Annotated in this window: 17 protein-coding genes; 10 read left to right on the top strand and 7 right to left on the bottom strand. The window is 67.4% G+C overall.

Annotated features, from left to right (window positions below):
- Positions 1-39 precede the first annotated feature (39 nt).
- The 5 genes from WC585_RS06805 to truA are packed head-to-tail and all read left to right on the top strand — an operon-like array spanning position 40 to position 3003.
- Positions 40-387 (top strand): acyl-CoA thioesterase, encoded by a 348-nt coding sequence (locus tag WC585_RS06805; RefSeq protein WP_373257187.1) that lies wholly within the window; start codon positions 40-42, stop codon positions 385-387.
- A gap of 57 nt (positions 388-444) precedes the next feature.
- Positions 445-1035, top strand: coding sequence for a peptide deformylase (locus WC585_RS06800; RefSeq protein ID WP_373257186.1), 591 nt, complete (start codon positions 445-447; stop codon positions 1033-1035).
- On the top strand, positions 1035-1262 hold the full coding sequence (locus WC585_RS06795; RefSeq protein ID WP_373256916.1) for a hypothetical protein: 228 nt from the start codon (positions 1035-1037) through the stop codon (positions 1260-1262). Before WC585_RS06800 ends, WC585_RS06795 begins: the two co-directional genes overlap by 1 nt.
- Before the next feature lie 40 nt (positions 1263-1302).
- The gene (gene fmt, locus WC585_RS06790) at positions 1303-2241 is read left to right on the top strand and encodes a methionyl-tRNA formyltransferase (protein WP_373256915.1); all 939 of its coding nucleotides are present in this window, start codon (positions 1303-1305) and stop codon (positions 2239-2241) included.
- 12 nt (positions 2242-2253) lie between these two features.
- Positions 2254-3003 (top strand): tRNA pseudouridine(38-40) synthase TruA, encoded by a 750-nt coding sequence (gene truA, locus WC585_RS06785; RefSeq protein WP_373256914.1) that lies wholly within the window; start codon positions 2254-2256, stop codon positions 3001-3003.
- On the opposite strand, the gene WC585_RS06780 is transcribed toward truA, so the two are convergent.
- Positions 3000-3392 (bottom strand): YidB family protein, encoded by a 393-nt coding sequence (locus WC585_RS06780; RefSeq protein WP_373256913.1) that lies wholly within the window; start codon positions 3390-3392, stop codon positions 3000-3002. The genes truA and WC585_RS06780 overlap by 4 nt on opposite strands.
- 126 nt (positions 3393-3518) lie before the next feature.
- Entirely contained in the window at positions 3519-3656 is a 138-nt protein-coding gene (locus WC585_RS06775) for an entericidin A/B family lipoprotein (protein ID WP_373256912.1), read from the bottom strand.
- A gap of 100 nt (positions 3657-3756) precedes the next feature.
- Here WC585_RS06775 and WC585_RS06770 point away from each other — a divergent pair, with 100 nt between their 5' ends.
- The gene (locus tag WC585_RS06770; protein ID WP_373256911.1) at positions 3757-5418 is read left to right on the top strand and encodes a thiamine pyrophosphate-binding protein; all 1662 of its coding nucleotides are present in this window, start codon (positions 3757-3759) and stop codon (positions 5416-5418) included.
- A 48-nt stretch (positions 5419-5466) separates the two neighbouring features.
- Positions 5467-8382 (top strand): DNA polymerase I, encoded by a 2916-nt coding sequence (gene polA / locus WC585_RS06765; RefSeq protein ID WP_373256910.1) that lies wholly within the window; start codon positions 5467-5469, stop codon positions 8380-8382.
- Positions 8383-8463: 81 nt separating this feature from the next.
- Here polA and WC585_RS06760 read toward each other — a convergent pair whose 3' ends face one another.
- Together WC585_RS06760 and WC585_RS06755 are read right to left on the bottom strand one after the other, a co-directional pair.
- The gene (locus WC585_RS06760; protein ID WP_373256909.1) at positions 8464-8664 is read right to left on the bottom strand and encodes a hypothetical protein; all 201 of its coding nucleotides are present in this window, start codon (positions 8662-8664) and stop codon (positions 8464-8466) included.
- A gap of 486 nt (positions 8665-9150) precedes the next feature.
- Entirely contained in the window at positions 9151-10044 is an 894-nt protein-coding gene (locus tag WC585_RS06755) for a hypothetical protein (protein WP_373256908.1), read from the bottom strand.
- 121 nt (positions 10045-10165) lie between these two features.
- On the opposite strand from WC585_RS06755, the gene WC585_RS06750 reads away from it, so the two are divergent.
- From WC585_RS06750 to rplS, 3 genes are all read left to right on the top strand, one after another.
- Positions 10166-11407: an NAD(P)/FAD-dependent oxidoreductase gene (locus tag WC585_RS06750; protein ID WP_373256907.1), complete on the top strand. Its 1242-nt coding sequence runs from the start codon at positions 10166-10168 to the stop codon at positions 11405-11407.
- An 83-nt stretch (positions 11408-11490) separates the two neighbouring features.
- Positions 11491-12255, top strand: a complete 765-nt coding sequence (gene trmD / locus WC585_RS06745; protein ID WP_373256906.1) for a tRNA (guanosine(37)-N1)-methyltransferase TrmD — start codon at positions 11491-11493, stop codon at positions 12253-12255.
- A gap of 1 nt (position 12256) precedes the next feature.
- Positions 12257-12685, top strand: a complete 429-nt coding sequence (gene rplS, locus WC585_RS06740; protein ID WP_373256905.1) for a 50S ribosomal protein L19 — start codon at positions 12257-12259, stop codon at positions 12683-12685.
- A gap of 56 nt (positions 12686-12741) precedes the next feature.
- Here the strand turns inward: rplS and WC585_RS06735 are convergent, their stop codons facing one another.
- From WC585_RS06735 to WC585_RS06725, 3 genes are all read right to left on the bottom strand, one after another.
- Positions 12742-13263, bottom strand: coding sequence for a GNAT family acetyltransferase (locus tag WC585_RS06735; RefSeq protein WP_373256904.1), 522 nt, complete (start codon positions 13261-13263; stop codon positions 12742-12744).
- Positions 13263-13748, bottom strand: a complete 486-nt coding sequence (locus tag WC585_RS06730; protein WP_373256903.1) for a PA2169 family four-helix-bundle protein — start codon at positions 13746-13748, stop codon at positions 13263-13265. The genes WC585_RS06735 and WC585_RS06730 overlap by 1 nt, the downstream gene beginning before the upstream one ends.
- Positions 13749-13836: 88 nt before the next feature.
- Positions 13837-14649, bottom strand: coding sequence for a tryptophan 2,3-dioxygenase (locus WC585_RS06725; RefSeq protein ID WP_373256902.1), 813 nt, complete (start codon positions 14647-14649; stop codon positions 13837-13839).
- Between the last annotated feature and the right edge of the window lie 23 nt (positions 14650-14672).

Here is a 14672-nt window from a genome sequence, read left to right as displayed (position 1 = left end):
GACCAGCCGCTGGGCCAGCCTGTGGGCCGCGTCATCGCCATGCCGGCGGACACAAATCCCGAGGGCGACATCTTCGGTGGCTGGCTGCTGGCACACATGGATCTGGCCGGGGCGACCCCGGCATTCGAACTGGCCCAAGGGCGCTGCGCTACAGTGGCCCTGGACGCCATGGTGTTTCACAAGCCGGTGTCGGTGGGCGACGAGGTCTCCATCTATGCCCGTGTGATCAAGACAGGCCGCACCTCGATCCGCGTCCATGTCGAGGCCTGGAAACGCCCGCGCAATCAGGCCCATGCGACCTCGGACCGGGTGACCGAGGGCGTCTTCACCTATGTGGCCATCGATCAGGACCGCAACCCTCGTCCCTTGCCCGGCGTCGTCGCATAACCCAGCGAAACGGTCGGAAATCTTGACCTTTTGCCCCCCACGGCCTACCTGCCGGGCATGGCCATCCGTCGCATCCTCACCATCGACAACGCCGCCGACCTGGCGGTGCTGAAGCAAGTCTCGACCCCCGTCGAGGGACCGATCACCGATGAGGTGCGGACCCTGATGGATGACATGCTGGAGACGATGTACGACGCCCCCGGCATCGGTCTGGCCGCCGTCCAGATCGGTGACACCCGTCGCGTCATCGTCATGGACCTGGGCGACAAGGACGGCGTCGCCTGCGATGACGATCCCGCCGAGATGAGCGACGAGGACCGCGCCGAATGGGAGGCGGAACGCCGCAACCCGCGCTATTTCGTGAATCCCGAGATCCTGTGGACGTCCGAAGAAACCCTGCCCTACGAAGAGGGCTGTCTGTCGATCCCGGACTATTTCGACGCCGTCGAACGTCCTGCCCGCGCCCGCATCCGCTACCTGAACTATCAGGGCGAGACGGTCGAAGAAGAGTGCGAGGGCCTGTATGCCGTCTGCATCCAGCATGAGATGGACCATCTGAACGGCGTGCTGTTCATCGACCACCTGTCCCGACTGAAGCGCGACCGCGCGGTCGCCAAGGTCAAGAAGAACGCAAGGTTGGCTGCCTGATGGCCCGTCTGAAACGCCACCGTGACCGCATCATCGACCCCATGGGCCGCCGTCGCCTGACGCGCAACGAGAAGATCGGCATCGGCAGCCTGGCCACCCTGGTCGGCGTCGCCGCCCTGGGCGTCATCGCCGGCGTGGTGCTGGATCGTCTGCTGGATTTCGACGACGCCCTGGATGCGGGTGGCGAATGGGACGAAGGCGGCGGCGTTTCCACCCGCTGGGAATAGTCAGGTTGCCCGTCGACAACCTGTTCAAGAGCGTGAGCTGATGCGCCTCGCCTTCATGGGTACGCCCGAATTCGCTGTCCCCTCCCTCGCCGAGCTGATCGCCGCCGGGCACGAGATCGTGGCCGTCTATTCCCAGCCGCCCCGGCCCAAGGGACGCGGGCAACAGCTGACGCCCTCGCCGGTTCAGGCCTTTGCCGAGGCCATGGGCCTGCCGGTCTTCACGCCCGCCTCCATGAAATCACCTGACGCCATCGCCACCTTCCAGAGCCTGGACCTGGATGCCGCCTGCGTCGTGGCCTATGGCCAGATCCTGAAGCCCGAGGTGCTGGAGGCTCCGCGTCTGGGCTGTTTCAACCTGCATGGCTCCCTGCTGCCGCGCTGGCGCGGGGCCGCCCCGATCCAGCGGGCCATCATGGCCGGCGACCGCCAGACCGGCGTCCAGATCATGCGCATGTCTGAGGGTCTGGACGAGGGGGCCATCCTGCTGTCGGAGGTCATGGATATCCGTGCCGACGACACCGCCGCCAGCCTGTCCGAGCGCATGTCGCACATCGGGGCCGGGCTATGGCCCCGGGCGCTGGCGGCCATCGAGCGCGGTGGGGTCACCGGCACGGAGCAGACCGGCGAGCCGACCTATGCCCGCAAGATCACCTCCGCCGAGGCCCGTATCGACTGGACACGCCCGGCCGCCGACGTCGATGCCCACATCCGCGGCCTGTCGCCCTTTCCGGGGGCCTGGTTCGAGGTGTCCGGTGCCGACGGGCCGATCCGTATCAAGGCCCTGATGTCCCAGGTCGCCGACGGAAACGCCGCGCCCGGCACGGTTCTGGACGACGCCCTGACCGTCGCCTGCGGCGAGGGCGCGGTAAGCCTGACCCGCGTCCAGCGCGCGGGCAAGGCGGCTCAGTCGGCGCAGGAGATGCTCAGAGGGCTGGCGCTCCCATCCGGCACCGTCCTGTCCTCAAGCGGCGAGCGCTAGGACACACCCCCCATGCCCCGCTATCGGCTGACCCTCGAATACGACGGCTCGGGCTATAACGGCTTTCAGGCCCAGGCCGATCAGCCGACGGTGCAGGGCGCCGTCGAGACCGCCATCACCGCCTTTTGCGGCGAGGCCGTGCGAATGGCAGCGGCGGGCCGGACCGATACGGGTGTCCATGCCACGGGTCAGGTTATCAGCTTCGACCTCGACAAGGCCTGGCCCGCGTCCACCGTCATGAATGCCCTGAACGCCCATATGGTCGAGGAGGCCGTGTCGGTTCTGGACTGCGTGACGGTGGACGACGACTGGCATGCCCGCTTTTCCGCGACGGGGCGGCGCTATCTGTATCGCATCCTCAACCGGCCCGGCCGCCCGGCGCTGGACCGGGGCCGCGTCTGGCATGTGAAACAGCCCTTGGGAGTCGAGGCCATGCAAGCGGCGGCCCGGGCCCTGGTCGGGCTGCACGACTTCACCACCTTCCGCGATGTGAACTGCCAGTCGAAGTCGCCGGAGAAGACGCTGGACGTCGCCCGCGTCACTCGCGTCGGTGACGAGGTTCACCTGATCTTCGAGGCCCGCAGCTTCCTGCATCGACAGGTGCGGTCGATGACGGGATCATTGGTCCAGGTCGGCCTGGGCCGCTGGACCCCCGACGACCTGAAGGCCGCTCTGGAGGCCCGCGACCGCGCCGCCTGCGGGCCGGTGGCACCGTCGACGGGGCTGTATCTGACCGGCGTCGAATACGCCGGGGACTCCTAGCGCTTCAGGAAGCCGCCGATCATGTCGCCCAGACCGCCGGGCAGGCTGTCCAGAAGGCCGTCGGCCCCGGACGCGTCGCCGCCGGGCGTCAGACGATCCACCGCCTCCGGCAGCAGCCCTGCCAGCGTCTCGCTGGCCTGATCGGTAGAGATGCCCAGCTTTGCTGCCAGATCGGCGATCGGGCCGCTGCCCAGAACCTGCCGGATCTGTTCGGCGGAGACGTTGGCGTTGGGTCCGGTACCGATCCACGAGCCGACGGTGTCGCCCAGCCCGGCCTGGGTGAATTTCTCGACCAGGCCGCCGACCCCGCCCTGACCCTTCAGCAGATCGGCGATGCCGCCTCCGGCATCCTTGCCCAGATTGCCCAGAACACTGTCCAGAATACCCATTGTCCGTCTCCATCTGCGGTGTGACGCCAGCGTGGCACGGCTACGCTACGCCGGGATGACGGACCGCGCACATGAAAAAGCCCGCCGGGTCCCGGCGGGCTTCGTCATTCAGGTCTGGAATGACCCTTAGTTCTTGGCCTGCTCGGCACCCGAGGACACGGCCTGGCCGGCGGCCGAAACGTCACGGCCCACGCCCGACACGGTGTTGCAGGCCGAAACGGCCAGGGCGGCGGCGACGATGGACAGAGCGATGATCTTTTTCATGGGAAATCCCCTTCACTGGTGTTGAACCTGCGCCGTAACGCCAAGCGTGGCCATTCGGTTGCATGGCCAGGGACGCAGGTGATCTGCTAAGCGACGCCTCATGACCCAAGCCGCCAACACCGCCGCCCGCCGCCTTGTCGAAACCCTGGTGATGAATGGTGTCACCCGCGTCTTCTGCGTGCCGGGCGAGAGCTATCTGGCCGTGCTGGATGCCCTGGCGGACGTGCGCGACAAGATCGAAGTCATCGCCTGCCGTCATGAGGCCGGGGCCGCCAACATGGCCGAGGCCTATGGCAAGCTGACCGGCAAGCCCGGCATCTGCATGGTCACGCGCGGACCGGGCGCGACCCATGCCTCCATCGGCGTGCACACGGCCCATCAGGACTCCACGCCGATGATCCTGTTCGTCGGCCAGATCGCCCTGACCGATCGGGGGCGCGGGGCCTTTCAGGAGGTCGATTACCGCGAGGTGTTCGGCGGCCTGGCCAAATGGGCGACCGAGATCGAAAGCCCCGACCGCACCGTCGAGGTGGTCGAGCGCGCCTTCGCCACCGCCCAGCAGGGCCGGATGGGGCCCGTGGTCATCGCCCTGCCCGAAGACATCCTGCATGAGGACGGCGGTCCCGCCCCGATCCGGCCCGTAGCTCCGGCGCGTGCGGCACTGGACCCGGCCTTTGTCGAGGCCGTGCGCGAACGCCTGTCGAGGGCCGAGCGGCCCCTGCTGGTCCTGGGCGGCTCCGGCTGGACGGAAGAGGCCGCCGCCGCCATCGGCGACTGGTCGGAACGGCTGGGCCTGCCGGTCAGCCTGTCGTTCCGGCGCAAGGACATCCTGTCGAACGCCCGCCCCAACTATGCGGGCGATCTGGGCCTGGGCTGCAATCCCGAACTGATGAAGCGCGCCAAGGACGCGGACCTTCTGATCGCCATCGGCGCGCGGCTGGGCGAAAATCCCACCCAGGGCTACACCCTGTTCGACCGGGCCCGCACGGCAGAGACGCTGGTTCACATCCATCCCGGGGCCGAGGAACTGGGCCGCGTCTGGACACCGTTGCTCAGCGCGACGGCCGACAATTCCCTGGCCGCCCACGCCCTGTCCACCATCGACCCGGGCCGCACCTGGCATGACCAGGCCAGGGCGGCCCACGATCACTATCAGGCCTTCTCGAGCCCCGTGTCGGTCACAGGCGCGGTGAACATGAGCGAATGCATGGCGCATCTGGGTCAGGCCCTGCCGCCGACCGCCATCGTCACCAACGGGGCCGGGAACTTCGCCGCCTGGCTGCATCGCTTCTATCGCCACCGCGCCTGCCGGACCCAGCTGGCGCCGACGTCGGGAGCCATGGGCTATGGCTATCCGGCGGCCCTGGCGGCCAAGAGCCTGCATCCCGACCGCGAGGTCATCTGCGTGGCGGGCGACGGCGACTATCTGATGACCGGTCAGGAGCTGGCCACCGCCGTCCAGTACGGCATCAACGCCGTCGTGATCGTCGTCGACAACGGCACCTATGGCACCATCCGCATGCATCAGGAGGGGCACTATCCCGGAGCCGACCGCGTCATCGCCACCGACCTGAAGAACCCCGACTTCGTCAAATATGCCGAGGCCTTCGGGGCCTTCGGCATCCGCTGCGAGCGCACCGAGGACTTCCCCGCCGCCCTGGACGCCGCTCGCAAGGCCGGCCGCCCCGCATTGCTTCACCTCATCACCTCGGCCGAGGACATCGCCCCCAACCGCACGATCACGGGCCTGCGGGCGAAGTAGCGGCAAACGGGCGATGACGGCGGCGATCTGCCCGCCTATGTTCGCCGCATGATCGACGCTGCGCCCGAAACTACAGACCGCCCCCTCACCCAGGACGGCCCGCCGCTGCGGCTGTGGATGATCGACGCCTCGGCCTATATCTTTCGCGCCTATCACGCCCTGCCGCCCCTGACGCGCAAGTCGGACGGCCTGCCCGTCGGGGCGGTCCAGGGCTATTGCAACATGCTGTGGAAGCTGTTGCAGGACATGAAGGGATCGGACGGCCCGACCCATCTGGTGGCCATCTTCGACCATTCGGAAAAGACCTTCCGCAACGACCTGTATGATCAGTACAAGGCCAATCGCAGCGCCCCGCCCGAAGACCTGATCCCCCAGTTCCCGCTGGTGCGCGAGGCGACTGCGGCGTTCGGCGTCGCCTGTCTGGAGCTGCCCGGCTATGAGGCCGACGACCTGATCGCCACCTATGCCTGCAAGGCGCGCGACGCGGGCGGCGAGGCGGTGATCGTGTCTTCCGACAAGGATCTGATGCAGCTGATCGGCGGCGGGGTGGTCATGTGGGATCCGATGAAGGATCGCCGCCTGGCCGAGGAGGCGGTCATGGAGAAGTTCGGCGTCCTGCCCGAGAAGATGGTCGACCTCCAGGCCCTGATCGGCGACAGCGTCGACAACGTCCCCGGTGCCCCCGGCATCGGCCCCAAGACGGCGGCCCAGCTGCTGGACGAATACGGCGACCTGGACACGCTTCTGGCACGCGCCGGCGAGATCAAACAGCCCAAGCGGCGCGAGACCCTGATCAACTTCAAGGACCAGATCCTGCTCAGCCGCGAGCTGGTACGCCTGACCTGCGATGCGCCCGCGCCCGAGCCCATCGACGACTTCGTCGTGCGCCACCCCGACCCCCAGGTGCTGGGCGATTTCCTGGACCAGATGGAGTTCCGCAGCCTTCGCAACCGTGTCGGCGACGGCGTGGCCCCGGCCAAGGACGGCACCGCCTTCGTGGTCCGGCCCAGGCCCCTGACCGCCCCGGTCATGACGCCCCGCTATGCGCCGAAGGAAGCCACGGCCCCCGTCGCCGACCAGACCTTCGACCTGGACGCCTATGTCTGCATCCAGACGCTTGAGGCTCTGGACACCTTCATCGCCCGGGCCACAGAGGCGGGCCTCGTCGGCTTCGACACCGAGACCTCGGCCCTGTCCGCGACCCATGCAGGGCTGTGCGGCATCTCCCTGGCCATCGGGCCCAATGACGCCTGCTATATCCCCCTGACGCACGAGGCCGAGCCTGTGGCCGGCACCGGCGGCCTCGATTTCGGCGGCACCGACAACGACGCCGCCTGCTCCCCCGTCCCGACCCAGATCGACAAGCCCACGGCCCTGGCCCGGCTCAAGGTCCTGCTGGAGGACCCCGGCGTGCTGAAGGTCGTCCAGAACGGCAAATACGACCTGGCCGTCATGGCCCAGCGCGGCATCCGCGTGGCCCCCATCGATGACACCATGCTGATCTCCTATGTGCTGGAGGGCGGTCTGCACGGCCACGGCATGGACGAGCTGGCGCGGCTGCACCTGGGCCACGACCCCATTCCGTTCAAACAGGTGGCGGGCACGGGCAAGAGCCAGAAGTCCTTCCGCCATGTCGATCTGGTCCCCGCCACCCGCTATGCGGCCGAGGATGCGGACGTCACCCTGCGGCTGTGGCACATCCTCAAGCCCCGCCTGGCCGAGGAAGGTCTGGTCACCGTCTATGAGACGCTGGAGCGCGGCATGCCTGCCGTCCTGGCCGACATGGAGCGGGCCGGCATCCGCGTCGACCCCGACCGCCTGAAACGGCTGTCCAGCGAGTTCGGCCTGCGCATGGCCGAGCTGGAGACCCAGGCCCATCAGATCGCCGGCCGCCCCTTCAACATCGGCAGCCCCAAACAGATCGGCGACATCCTGTTCGGAGAGCTGAACCTGTCCGGCGGCAAGAAGACCGCATCCGGCCAGTGGGAGACCGGCGCCGCCACCCTCGAAACCCTGGCCCTCACCCACGACCTGCCCCGCGTCCTGCTGGACTGGCGTCAGCTGTCCAAGCTGAAAGGCACCTATACCGACGCCCTGATCGAGGCGGCGGACAAGACCACCGACCGCGTCCACACCAGCTACCAACTGGCCGCCGCCACCACCGGCCGCCTGGCCTCCAGCGACCCCAACCTTCAGAACATCCCCATCCGTACCGAGACCGGCCGCCAGATCCGCCAGGCTTTCATCGCCTCCCCCGGCCACGTCCTGATTTCCGCCGACTACAGCCAGATCGAGCTGCGCCTCCTCGCCCACATCGGCGACATCCCGGAGCTGAAGCGCGCCTTCGCCGCCGGCATCGACATCCATACCGCCACGGCCTCGGAGATGTTCGGCGTCCCCGTCGACCAGATGGACCCCGAGACCCGCAGGCGCGCCAAGGCCATCAACTTCGGCATCGTCTATGGCATCTCCGCCTTCGGCCTGGCCAATCAGCTGAACATCGACCAGGGCGAGGCTGGGGCCTACATCAAGACCTATTTCGAACGCTTCCCCGGCATCCGCACCTATATGGATGCGACCAAGGCCCTGGTGCGCGAAACCGGTACGGTCTCCACGATCTTCGGCCGCCGCATCCATATCCCGGCCATCCAGTCCAAATCCGCCGCCGAGCGCCAGTTCGGCGAACGCGCCGCCATCAACGCCCCCATCCAGGGTGCCGCCGCCGACATCATCCGCCGCGCCATGATGCGCATGCCTGGGGCCCTGGCCGACGCAGGCCTCGGCACCCGCATGCTGCTCCAGGTCCACGACGAACTGGTCTTCGAAGCCCCCGAAGCCGAGGCCGACCGCGCCATCGCCGTGATCAAGCGAACGATGGAAAAGGCGGCGGAACCGGCCGTGGCGCTATCGGTGCCGCTGGTGGTCGAGGCGCGAGCGGCGGCGAACTGGGACGAGGCGCATTAGGGGGAGCTAGAAGCAGCCAAACAGCACGGCTTGGGGCAAAGGTGGAATAATCTAAGCTAAAGGCGAAGCGCAGGACTCCCGTCACGTAGCCTCGCGGGCCGAGCGGCGGATGCCCACGCGCTGCAGTTCGATACCGGCGGCCTGTTGCAGAATCAGGCCGGGCGACAGGCGCTCGATCTCTGACAACAGGGTGCGGATGCCGGCGCGGCCGTCGGCGCTGGTCAGGTCCAGGCCCTGTAGCGAAGCCAGCAGGTCGGGGGCGGGGTTGGGGGTGACGGTCATGAAAGCTCTCTAGGCGGGGCTCTGGGCAGGGCTCTGGGCGGGGGGGCGGCGAGGCCCTCACACAAGACCCGCCGCGCGTCTCTGGCAAGACAATTGTTCCTGCTTTGTTCCGTTTCTCCACAACCGGCATCGGCACCCCCGCCAATCCCTGAAGGGTGGATTCCCGACCCTGATCCTGTCGCCCTTTGCGACCCCTCAGCTGGCCCTTCTGGCCCCGTCACCGCCCGGACAGCCGCCCGACACCCCCACGCCGCGCCCTTTTTCCCGCCCCATGGGCTCGCCGGGTTATAATGCGCACCGGGCCCTCCACGAGCCCGCCCTGCCTGACCGGTCTTTGACAGCGCTAGCCCCGATGCCGCCCGACCGCCCTAGGTCCGGCCCGATTGTCCGCACGCCGACACCGGCCCCCGCTTTGCGTCGGGGGCCGGTCCGGTTTTTTTACCGCTTGTAGTGGAAAGGCGACCCTGTCGGCGGGTCGCCGGGCCCTCAGGGCACCTCGGTGATCAGCAGGCTGGCCGAGGCCGTGTCACTGCCGAAGGTGCCGACCCAGATGTCATAGACGCCCGACGACGGCTTGTTCAGCCGCACCTGGGCATTGGTGCCGCCGCCGCTGTCGTCGTCGCAATACCACTCTCCGCCCGGCCCGTTGACCAGCAGGGTGGTGTCCGATCCGGACTCTGTGCGGATCACCAGCGGCAGGCTGCCGGCTGAATAGGTGATCTGATAGTCCGGGGCCGCCGCTACCATGCCGCTGCAATCCCGGGCCGCGGTCGAGGCCTCGATACTGCCGCCGGCCGTCAGGCTGACCCGGTGCGGGTCGGGCGTGAAGCCGGAGTTCAGCCGCACCTCGCCATAGGTGGCGGTCAGGCCCGAGTTGATCGTGCCGCCCCCGCCGCTGTTGCCGCCGCCGTAGTCGCTGGCGTCGTTCAGCTCGGTCACATACAGCGTCGCCGCCGCCGTCCCGCCGCCGAAGGTGCCGATCCAGACGTCGTAGTTGCCGCTGCGCGGACTGTTGAACCGCACCTCGGCCCCCAGGTCGGTAAAGCCGTCGTCGTCGCAGTACCACTGGCCGTCCGGCGCATTAACGACCAGTGTCGTGTCGCTGTCCGACGCCGTGCGGAAGATCAGCGGCAGGCTGCCGGGTGAATAGGTCACCTGCACGTCCGGCGCATCGCTAATGCGGCCCGAGCAGGGAGAGCCCAGCTTGGCCGCGTCGATCGTCCCGCCCGCCGTCACCGAGACGGTGTGAGGGTCGGGCGAAAAGCCGGAACTCAGCCGCACCTCGCCATAGTTTGGGCTCAGCGAATAGTCCTGCGCCGCCACCGCCGACGCGCCCATGATCGCCGCCACCGCGACGGTCGCCCCCAATAGCCGCTTCATCGTCTCTCTCCCTTCCGACAAGCGCAGCTATTCAAAACGCCACGGCCAAGTCAATCGGCGGTATGCGAAACGATGAAGCCGGCCCATTTCGCCAGACGGCTCCGGCGATGTATGGGGCGTCATGGTCACGCCCGCCGCCTCATCTTCCCGATCCATCGACGTCCTGATCGTCGGGGCCGGCGCCGCCGGGATGATGTGCGCGGTCGAGGCGGCCCGGCGCGGCCGCTCCGTCCTGATCGTCGATCACGCCCGCAATCCCGGCGAGAAGATCCGCATCTCGGGCGGCGGTCGCTGCAACTTCACCAATTTGGGCACCACAGCAGCCAACTTCCTGGGCGAGAACCCCCGTTTCGCCACCAGCGCCCTGAAGCGGTTCACCCAGCACGACTTCATCAAGCGGGTCGATCGCGCCGGCATCGCCTGGCACGAGAAGACCTTGGGCCAGCTGTTCTGCGACGACAGCGCCAAACAGATTGTCCGCATGCTGACGGACGACATGCGCAATGCGGGGGCCGTGTTGAAGATGGGCACGGGCGTGGATCGGGTGGCACGTTACGGCGATGGCTTTGAGGCGGCCCTGTCGGACGGCGCGGTCGTGCGCTGCGCTTCCCTGGTGCTGGCCACCGGCGGCAAGTCGATCCCCAAGATGGGGGCGACAGGCTGGGCCTATGATACCGCCCGTCAATTCGGCCTGAGGGTCACCGAAACCCGCCCCGCCTTGGTGCCTCTGACCTTCGAGCCGGGCCTGCTGGAGAAGCTGGCCTCGCTGTCCGGCCTGTCGGTCGAGGCGGAGATAACACACCGGGCCTCAAGCAGCGCGGAGCGCGGTAGGCCCAATGGGCAAACGGTCTTCAAAGAAGGCCTCCTGTTCACCCATCGCGGGCTGTCCGGCCCGTCGATCCTGCAGATCAGCTCCTACTGGCGCGAGGGCGAAGCGATCACCGCCGCCCTAGCCCCCGGCGCGGACGTCTATGCCCGGCTGAAGGCGGCCAAGGAAGAGAACGGCAAGCAGATGCTGCACACGGCGCTGGGCCACATCGTGCCGCGCCGCCTGGCCGAAAGCATCGCCGAGCGCGAAGGCGTAAAGGGCAAGCTGGCCGAGATCGGCGACAAGACCCTGCGCCGGCTGGATGAGGCGGTGAACGCCTGGACCGTCAAGCCCGTCGGCTCCGAAGGCTACCGCACAGCCGAGGTCACCCTGGGCGGCGTCGCGACGGACCAGCTGGACCAGCAGACGATGGCCGCGACCCCGGTCCCCGGCCTGTTCGTCATAGGCGAGGCGGTGGACATCACCGGCTGGCTGGGCGGCTATAACTTTCAGTGGGCCTGGTCGTCAGGATGGGCGGCGGGGCAGTCTTGTTAGGGCGCTAACGCTCGCGACGCGGTCGCTCGCTGCTTGAGCGCACAGGTCGCTGAATGGTGAGGTTTGGTGTATGTGCCCCCGCCATGACGACCCGTCCGCCCTTCACCGCCACCGTCCTGACCATGTTCCCCGAGGCCTTTCCGGGGCCGTTGGGTGTGAGCCTGATCGGCACCGCCTGGCGCGAGAAGGGGCTGTGGGCCTTGCAGACGCTGGACATTCGGGACTTTTCCGAGGATAAGCGCGGCTTCCTGGACGACACCCCTGCGGGTGGCGGCCCCGGAGCCGTCTTGAAAGCGGACGTGGTGGCCCGGGCGCTCGACAGCATTCCGGGGTCTTCGCGGCCGCTTTTGTACATGAGTGCCCGGGGTCGGCCCCTGACCCAGGCACGTGTGAAGGAATGGGCCAAGGCGGACGGGATCACCGTCCTGTGCGGCCGGTTCGAGGGGGTGGATCAGCGCGTGCTGGACGCGCGCGGGTTCGAGGAGGTCGCCGTCGGCGACGCGGTCCTGGCCGGTGGCGAGGCGGCGGCGATGGTGGTGATCGAGGCGTGCGTACGATTGATCCCCGGAGTGCTCGGCGCGGCAGACAGCCTGTCGTCAGAGAGTTTCGAGGACGGTCTTCTGGAACATCCGCAGTACACGCGACCGCGGACGTTCGAGGGACAAACGATCCCCGATGTTCTGCTGTCGGGCGACCACAAGAAGGTTGCCCGATGGCGTCAGCAACAACGGGAAGAGACCACGAAGGCGCGTCGGCCGGACCTCTGGGCGGCGCATCTGGACAAGACCCAAGCGGGGCATGACCTCGCCAAATCACAGGTAAAGAGCGACAAAGCTCGAGGAGAATAGAATGAACATCTTGCAGACCATCGCGGCGGAAGAAAAAGCCCGCCTGACCGAAAAACGCGCCATTCCCGACTTCCAGCCCGGCGACACGCTGCGCGTCATGGTCAAGATCAAGGAAGGCGAGCGCGAACGCATCCAGGCCTTCGAGGGCGTCTGCATTGCCCGCGCCGGTGGCGGGATCAACGAGAATTTCACCGTGCGCAAGATCAGCTTCGGCGAGGGCGTCGAGCGCGTCTTCCCGCTGATGTCGCCGAACATCGACGCGATCGAGGTCAAGCGTCGCGGCGTCGTGCGTCGCGCCAAGCTGTATTACCTGCGTGACCGCCGCGGCAAGTCGGCCCGGATCGCCGAAAAGCAGACCGTGCGTCCCGCCAAGGGCGTGGCCGTTCCGGAAACCGGCACCGCCGACAAGGCCGCCGACACCGAAGCCTAAGCCGCTTCATCGGTTCGAGATTGAAGAAGGCCCCGGTGGAAACGCCGGGGCCTTTTTTATGCGCGCTTCCGTGTCGAAGGCTTGGGCGGTGTTGCGGCCGCCTCCGGGTCGCGTTCCTGCACCATGCGCTCAGTCGAGGCGCTGAGGCGCTGGAAGACCGCGAGGGCAAGGAAAAGAACAGTTCCCGCCAGCATCAGAAAGACGGGGTAGATCAACTCGGCAGGCTCCTCACGCGCAATCTCGAACGTCATGACCAGGCTTTCCAGCAGGACCGCGATCACAATGGTGGAGCCGAATTTGGTTAGTGACCGCCGCGTCTCGGCGGCATTGCGCCGCTCGTCATCGCTGAGCACCTCTTCCTCAAAGATGTATTTGGCGACGTCGAAGACGGCGATGGCGACGATCAGATAGCCGATCGAGCGGAACAGCTCCACGTCCAGGCCCTCGGTCTGGGTGAAGGCACGCACCAAAGTGATTGGCGCATAGATCATAAGGCCCAGCGCAATGCCCATGAGCAGAAGGCCGCCCAGGGCGAAGACCGCTTTCGTGATCCAGTCAAATCCCCCGCGTATAGCCATCAGCTCGGAAACAGCCCGCTCTCGGCGGTCTGGCGGCTCTCGAGGGTGTGTTTCAGCTCGCTCATCTCAGCATGGCCGGAGCGGATGGCAGCGTGCACGCGGCGGATGGTTTCGCGGGTGGTGGCCGAGATGGAGGTGTCGGCGACGGCCTTGTCGAACCGGGCGCTGATGGCGTCCTCGGCCTGTTCGGGGCCGCCCGCCACGGTCGCCTCATTGCGCATCAGGGCGTGTTTGACGTCGGTCAGGGCGCGCTGGGCCTTGGCGATGATGGAGCCGGAGGTCTGGGGCTCGCCGCCCAGCAGGCGGACATGCTGGGACAGGTCCTCGGCCAGGGCGCGGCGCTCGGCCTCGCGCCGGGCGTACAGTTCGCCGTATTCGGGATTGGTGGTTTCGGCGGCGGCCTCGCCATAACTTTCGGCGCTGTCGATCATCGACTGGATCAGGCCGTTCAGGACCTGGATATCGTGGCGGTTGGCGTCGGTCATGGGAGGTCTCCGCAATGTCAGGTGCCTAGAACGGCCCGAAACGGCGGAGGTTGCGGCGCAACATGACGCCAAATTCGACAAATGGCGGTTACAGTTTCGTGCGCAGAGACCACAGCTCGGGGAAGCAGCGGCGTTGCAGGGTCTCGGTCAGATAGGCCACGCCCTCGGTGCCGCCCGTCCCGCGACGGCGGCCGATGATCCGCTCGACCGTCACCACATGCTTGTGCCGCCAGGTCAGCAGGGCGTCGTCCAGATCGACCAGCTTTTCCGCCAGTTGATACAGGGGCCACCAGCGGGTGGTGTCACGGTAGACCTCCAGCCACGCATCCTCGACGCCCTGCGACGGCTCATAGGGCTGGCTGACGTCGCGGTTCAGGACCTCGGAAGGCACAGGCAGGCCCGCCGCCGCCAGTTGGGCCAAAGCGTCGTCATACAGGCTGGGGGCGTCAATGGCGGCCTGTAGCGCGGCCAGGGCGGCGGGGCGTTCGGTGTGGAACTTGAGGAAGCGCGCGTCCTTCAGGCCCAGCATGGCCTCGAAACGGCGGAACTGATCGCTCTGAAAGCCGGAGGACGAGCCGAGCACGCCGCGGAAGCGCAGATAGTCGGCGGGGGTCATGGTGGCCAGGATGTCCCAGCTCATGGTCATGACGGCCTGGATACGGCTGACGCGCGCCAGGCTCTTGTAGGCGGGAACCAGATCGCCGGCGCGGACCAGGGCTTGCGCCTGGGCGACCTCATGCAGGATCTGCTTGAGCCACAGTTCCTTGGTCTGGTGGATGACGACGAACAGCATTTCGTCGTGCTCGTCCGAAAGGGGGTGCTGGGCCGCCAGCAGGTCGTCGAGCGACAGATAGCCAGCATAGGTGATGTCGGCGCGGGACGTGTCGGCAGGTGCGGTCATGGGCGACCTATCGCCCGTCGCGG

The sequence above is a fragment of the Brevundimonas sp. genome (genome assembly GCF_041648055.1).
Lineage (GTDB): Bacteria > Pseudomonadota > Alphaproteobacteria > Caulobacterales > Caulobacteraceae > Brevundimonas.
The sequence above is the reverse complement of the archived record's forward strand: the minus strand, read 5'-3'. Positions and strand labels throughout refer to the sequence as shown.

Coding starts and splice junctions, on each gene's coding strand:
- WC585_RS06805 (WP_373257187.1), top strand. CDS start 40: ATGCCGGCGGACACAAATCCCGAGGGCGACATCTTCGGTGGCTGGCTG.
- WC585_RS06800 (WP_373257186.1), top strand. CDS start 445: ATGGCCATCCGTCGCATCCTCACCATCGACAACGCCGCCGACCTGGCG.
- WC585_RS06795 (WP_373256916.1), top strand. CDS start 1,035: ATGGCCCGTCTGAAACGCCACCGTGACCGCATCATCGACCCCATGGGC.
- fmt (WP_373256915.1), top strand. CDS start 1,303: ATGCGCCTCGCCTTCATGGGTACGCCCGAATTCGCTGTCCCCTCCCTC.
- truA (WP_373256914.1), top strand. CDS start 2,254: ATGCCCCGCTATCGGCTGACCCTCGAATACGACGGCTCGGGCTATAAC.
- WC585_RS06780 (WP_373256913.1), bottom strand. CDS start 3,392: ATGGGTATTCTGGACAGTGTTCTGGGCAATCTGGGCAAGGATGCCGGA.
- WC585_RS06775 (WP_373256912.1), bottom strand. CDS start 3,656: ATGAAAAAGATCATCGCTCTGTCCATCGTCGCCGCCGCCCTGGCCGTT.
- WC585_RS06770 (WP_373256911.1), top strand. CDS start 3,757: ATGACCCAAGCCGCCAACACCGCCGCCCGCCGCCTTGTCGAAACCCTG.
- polA (WP_373256910.1), top strand. CDS start 5,467: ATGATCGACGCTGCGCCCGAAACTACAGACCGCCCCCTCACCCAGGAC.
- WC585_RS06760 (WP_373256909.1), bottom strand. CDS start 8,664: ATGACCGTCACCCCCAACCCCGCCCCCGACCTGCTGGCTTCGCTACAG.
- WC585_RS06755 (WP_373256908.1), bottom strand. CDS start 10,044: ATGAAGCGGCTATTGGGGGCGACCGTCGCGGTGGCGGCGATCATGGGC.
- WC585_RS06750 (WP_373256907.1), top strand. CDS start 10,166: ATGGTCACGCCCGCCGCCTCATCTTCCCGATCCATCGACGTCCTGATC.
- trmD (WP_373256906.1), top strand. CDS start 11,491: ATGACGACCCGTCCGCCCTTCACCGCCACCGTCCTGACCATGTTCCCC.
- rplS (WP_373256905.1), top strand. CDS start 12,257: ATGAACATCTTGCAGACCATCGCGGCGGAAGAAAAAGCCCGCCTGACC.
- WC585_RS06735 (WP_373256904.1), bottom strand. CDS start 13,263: ATGGCTATACGCGGGGGATTTGACTGGATCACGAAAGCGGTCTTCGCC.
- WC585_RS06730 (WP_373256903.1), bottom strand. CDS start 13,748: ATGACCGACGCCAACCGCCACGATATCCAGGTCCTGAACGGCCTGATC.
- WC585_RS06725 (WP_373256902.1), bottom strand. CDS start 14,649: ATGACCGCACCTGCCGACACGTCCCGCGCCGACATCACCTATGCTGGC.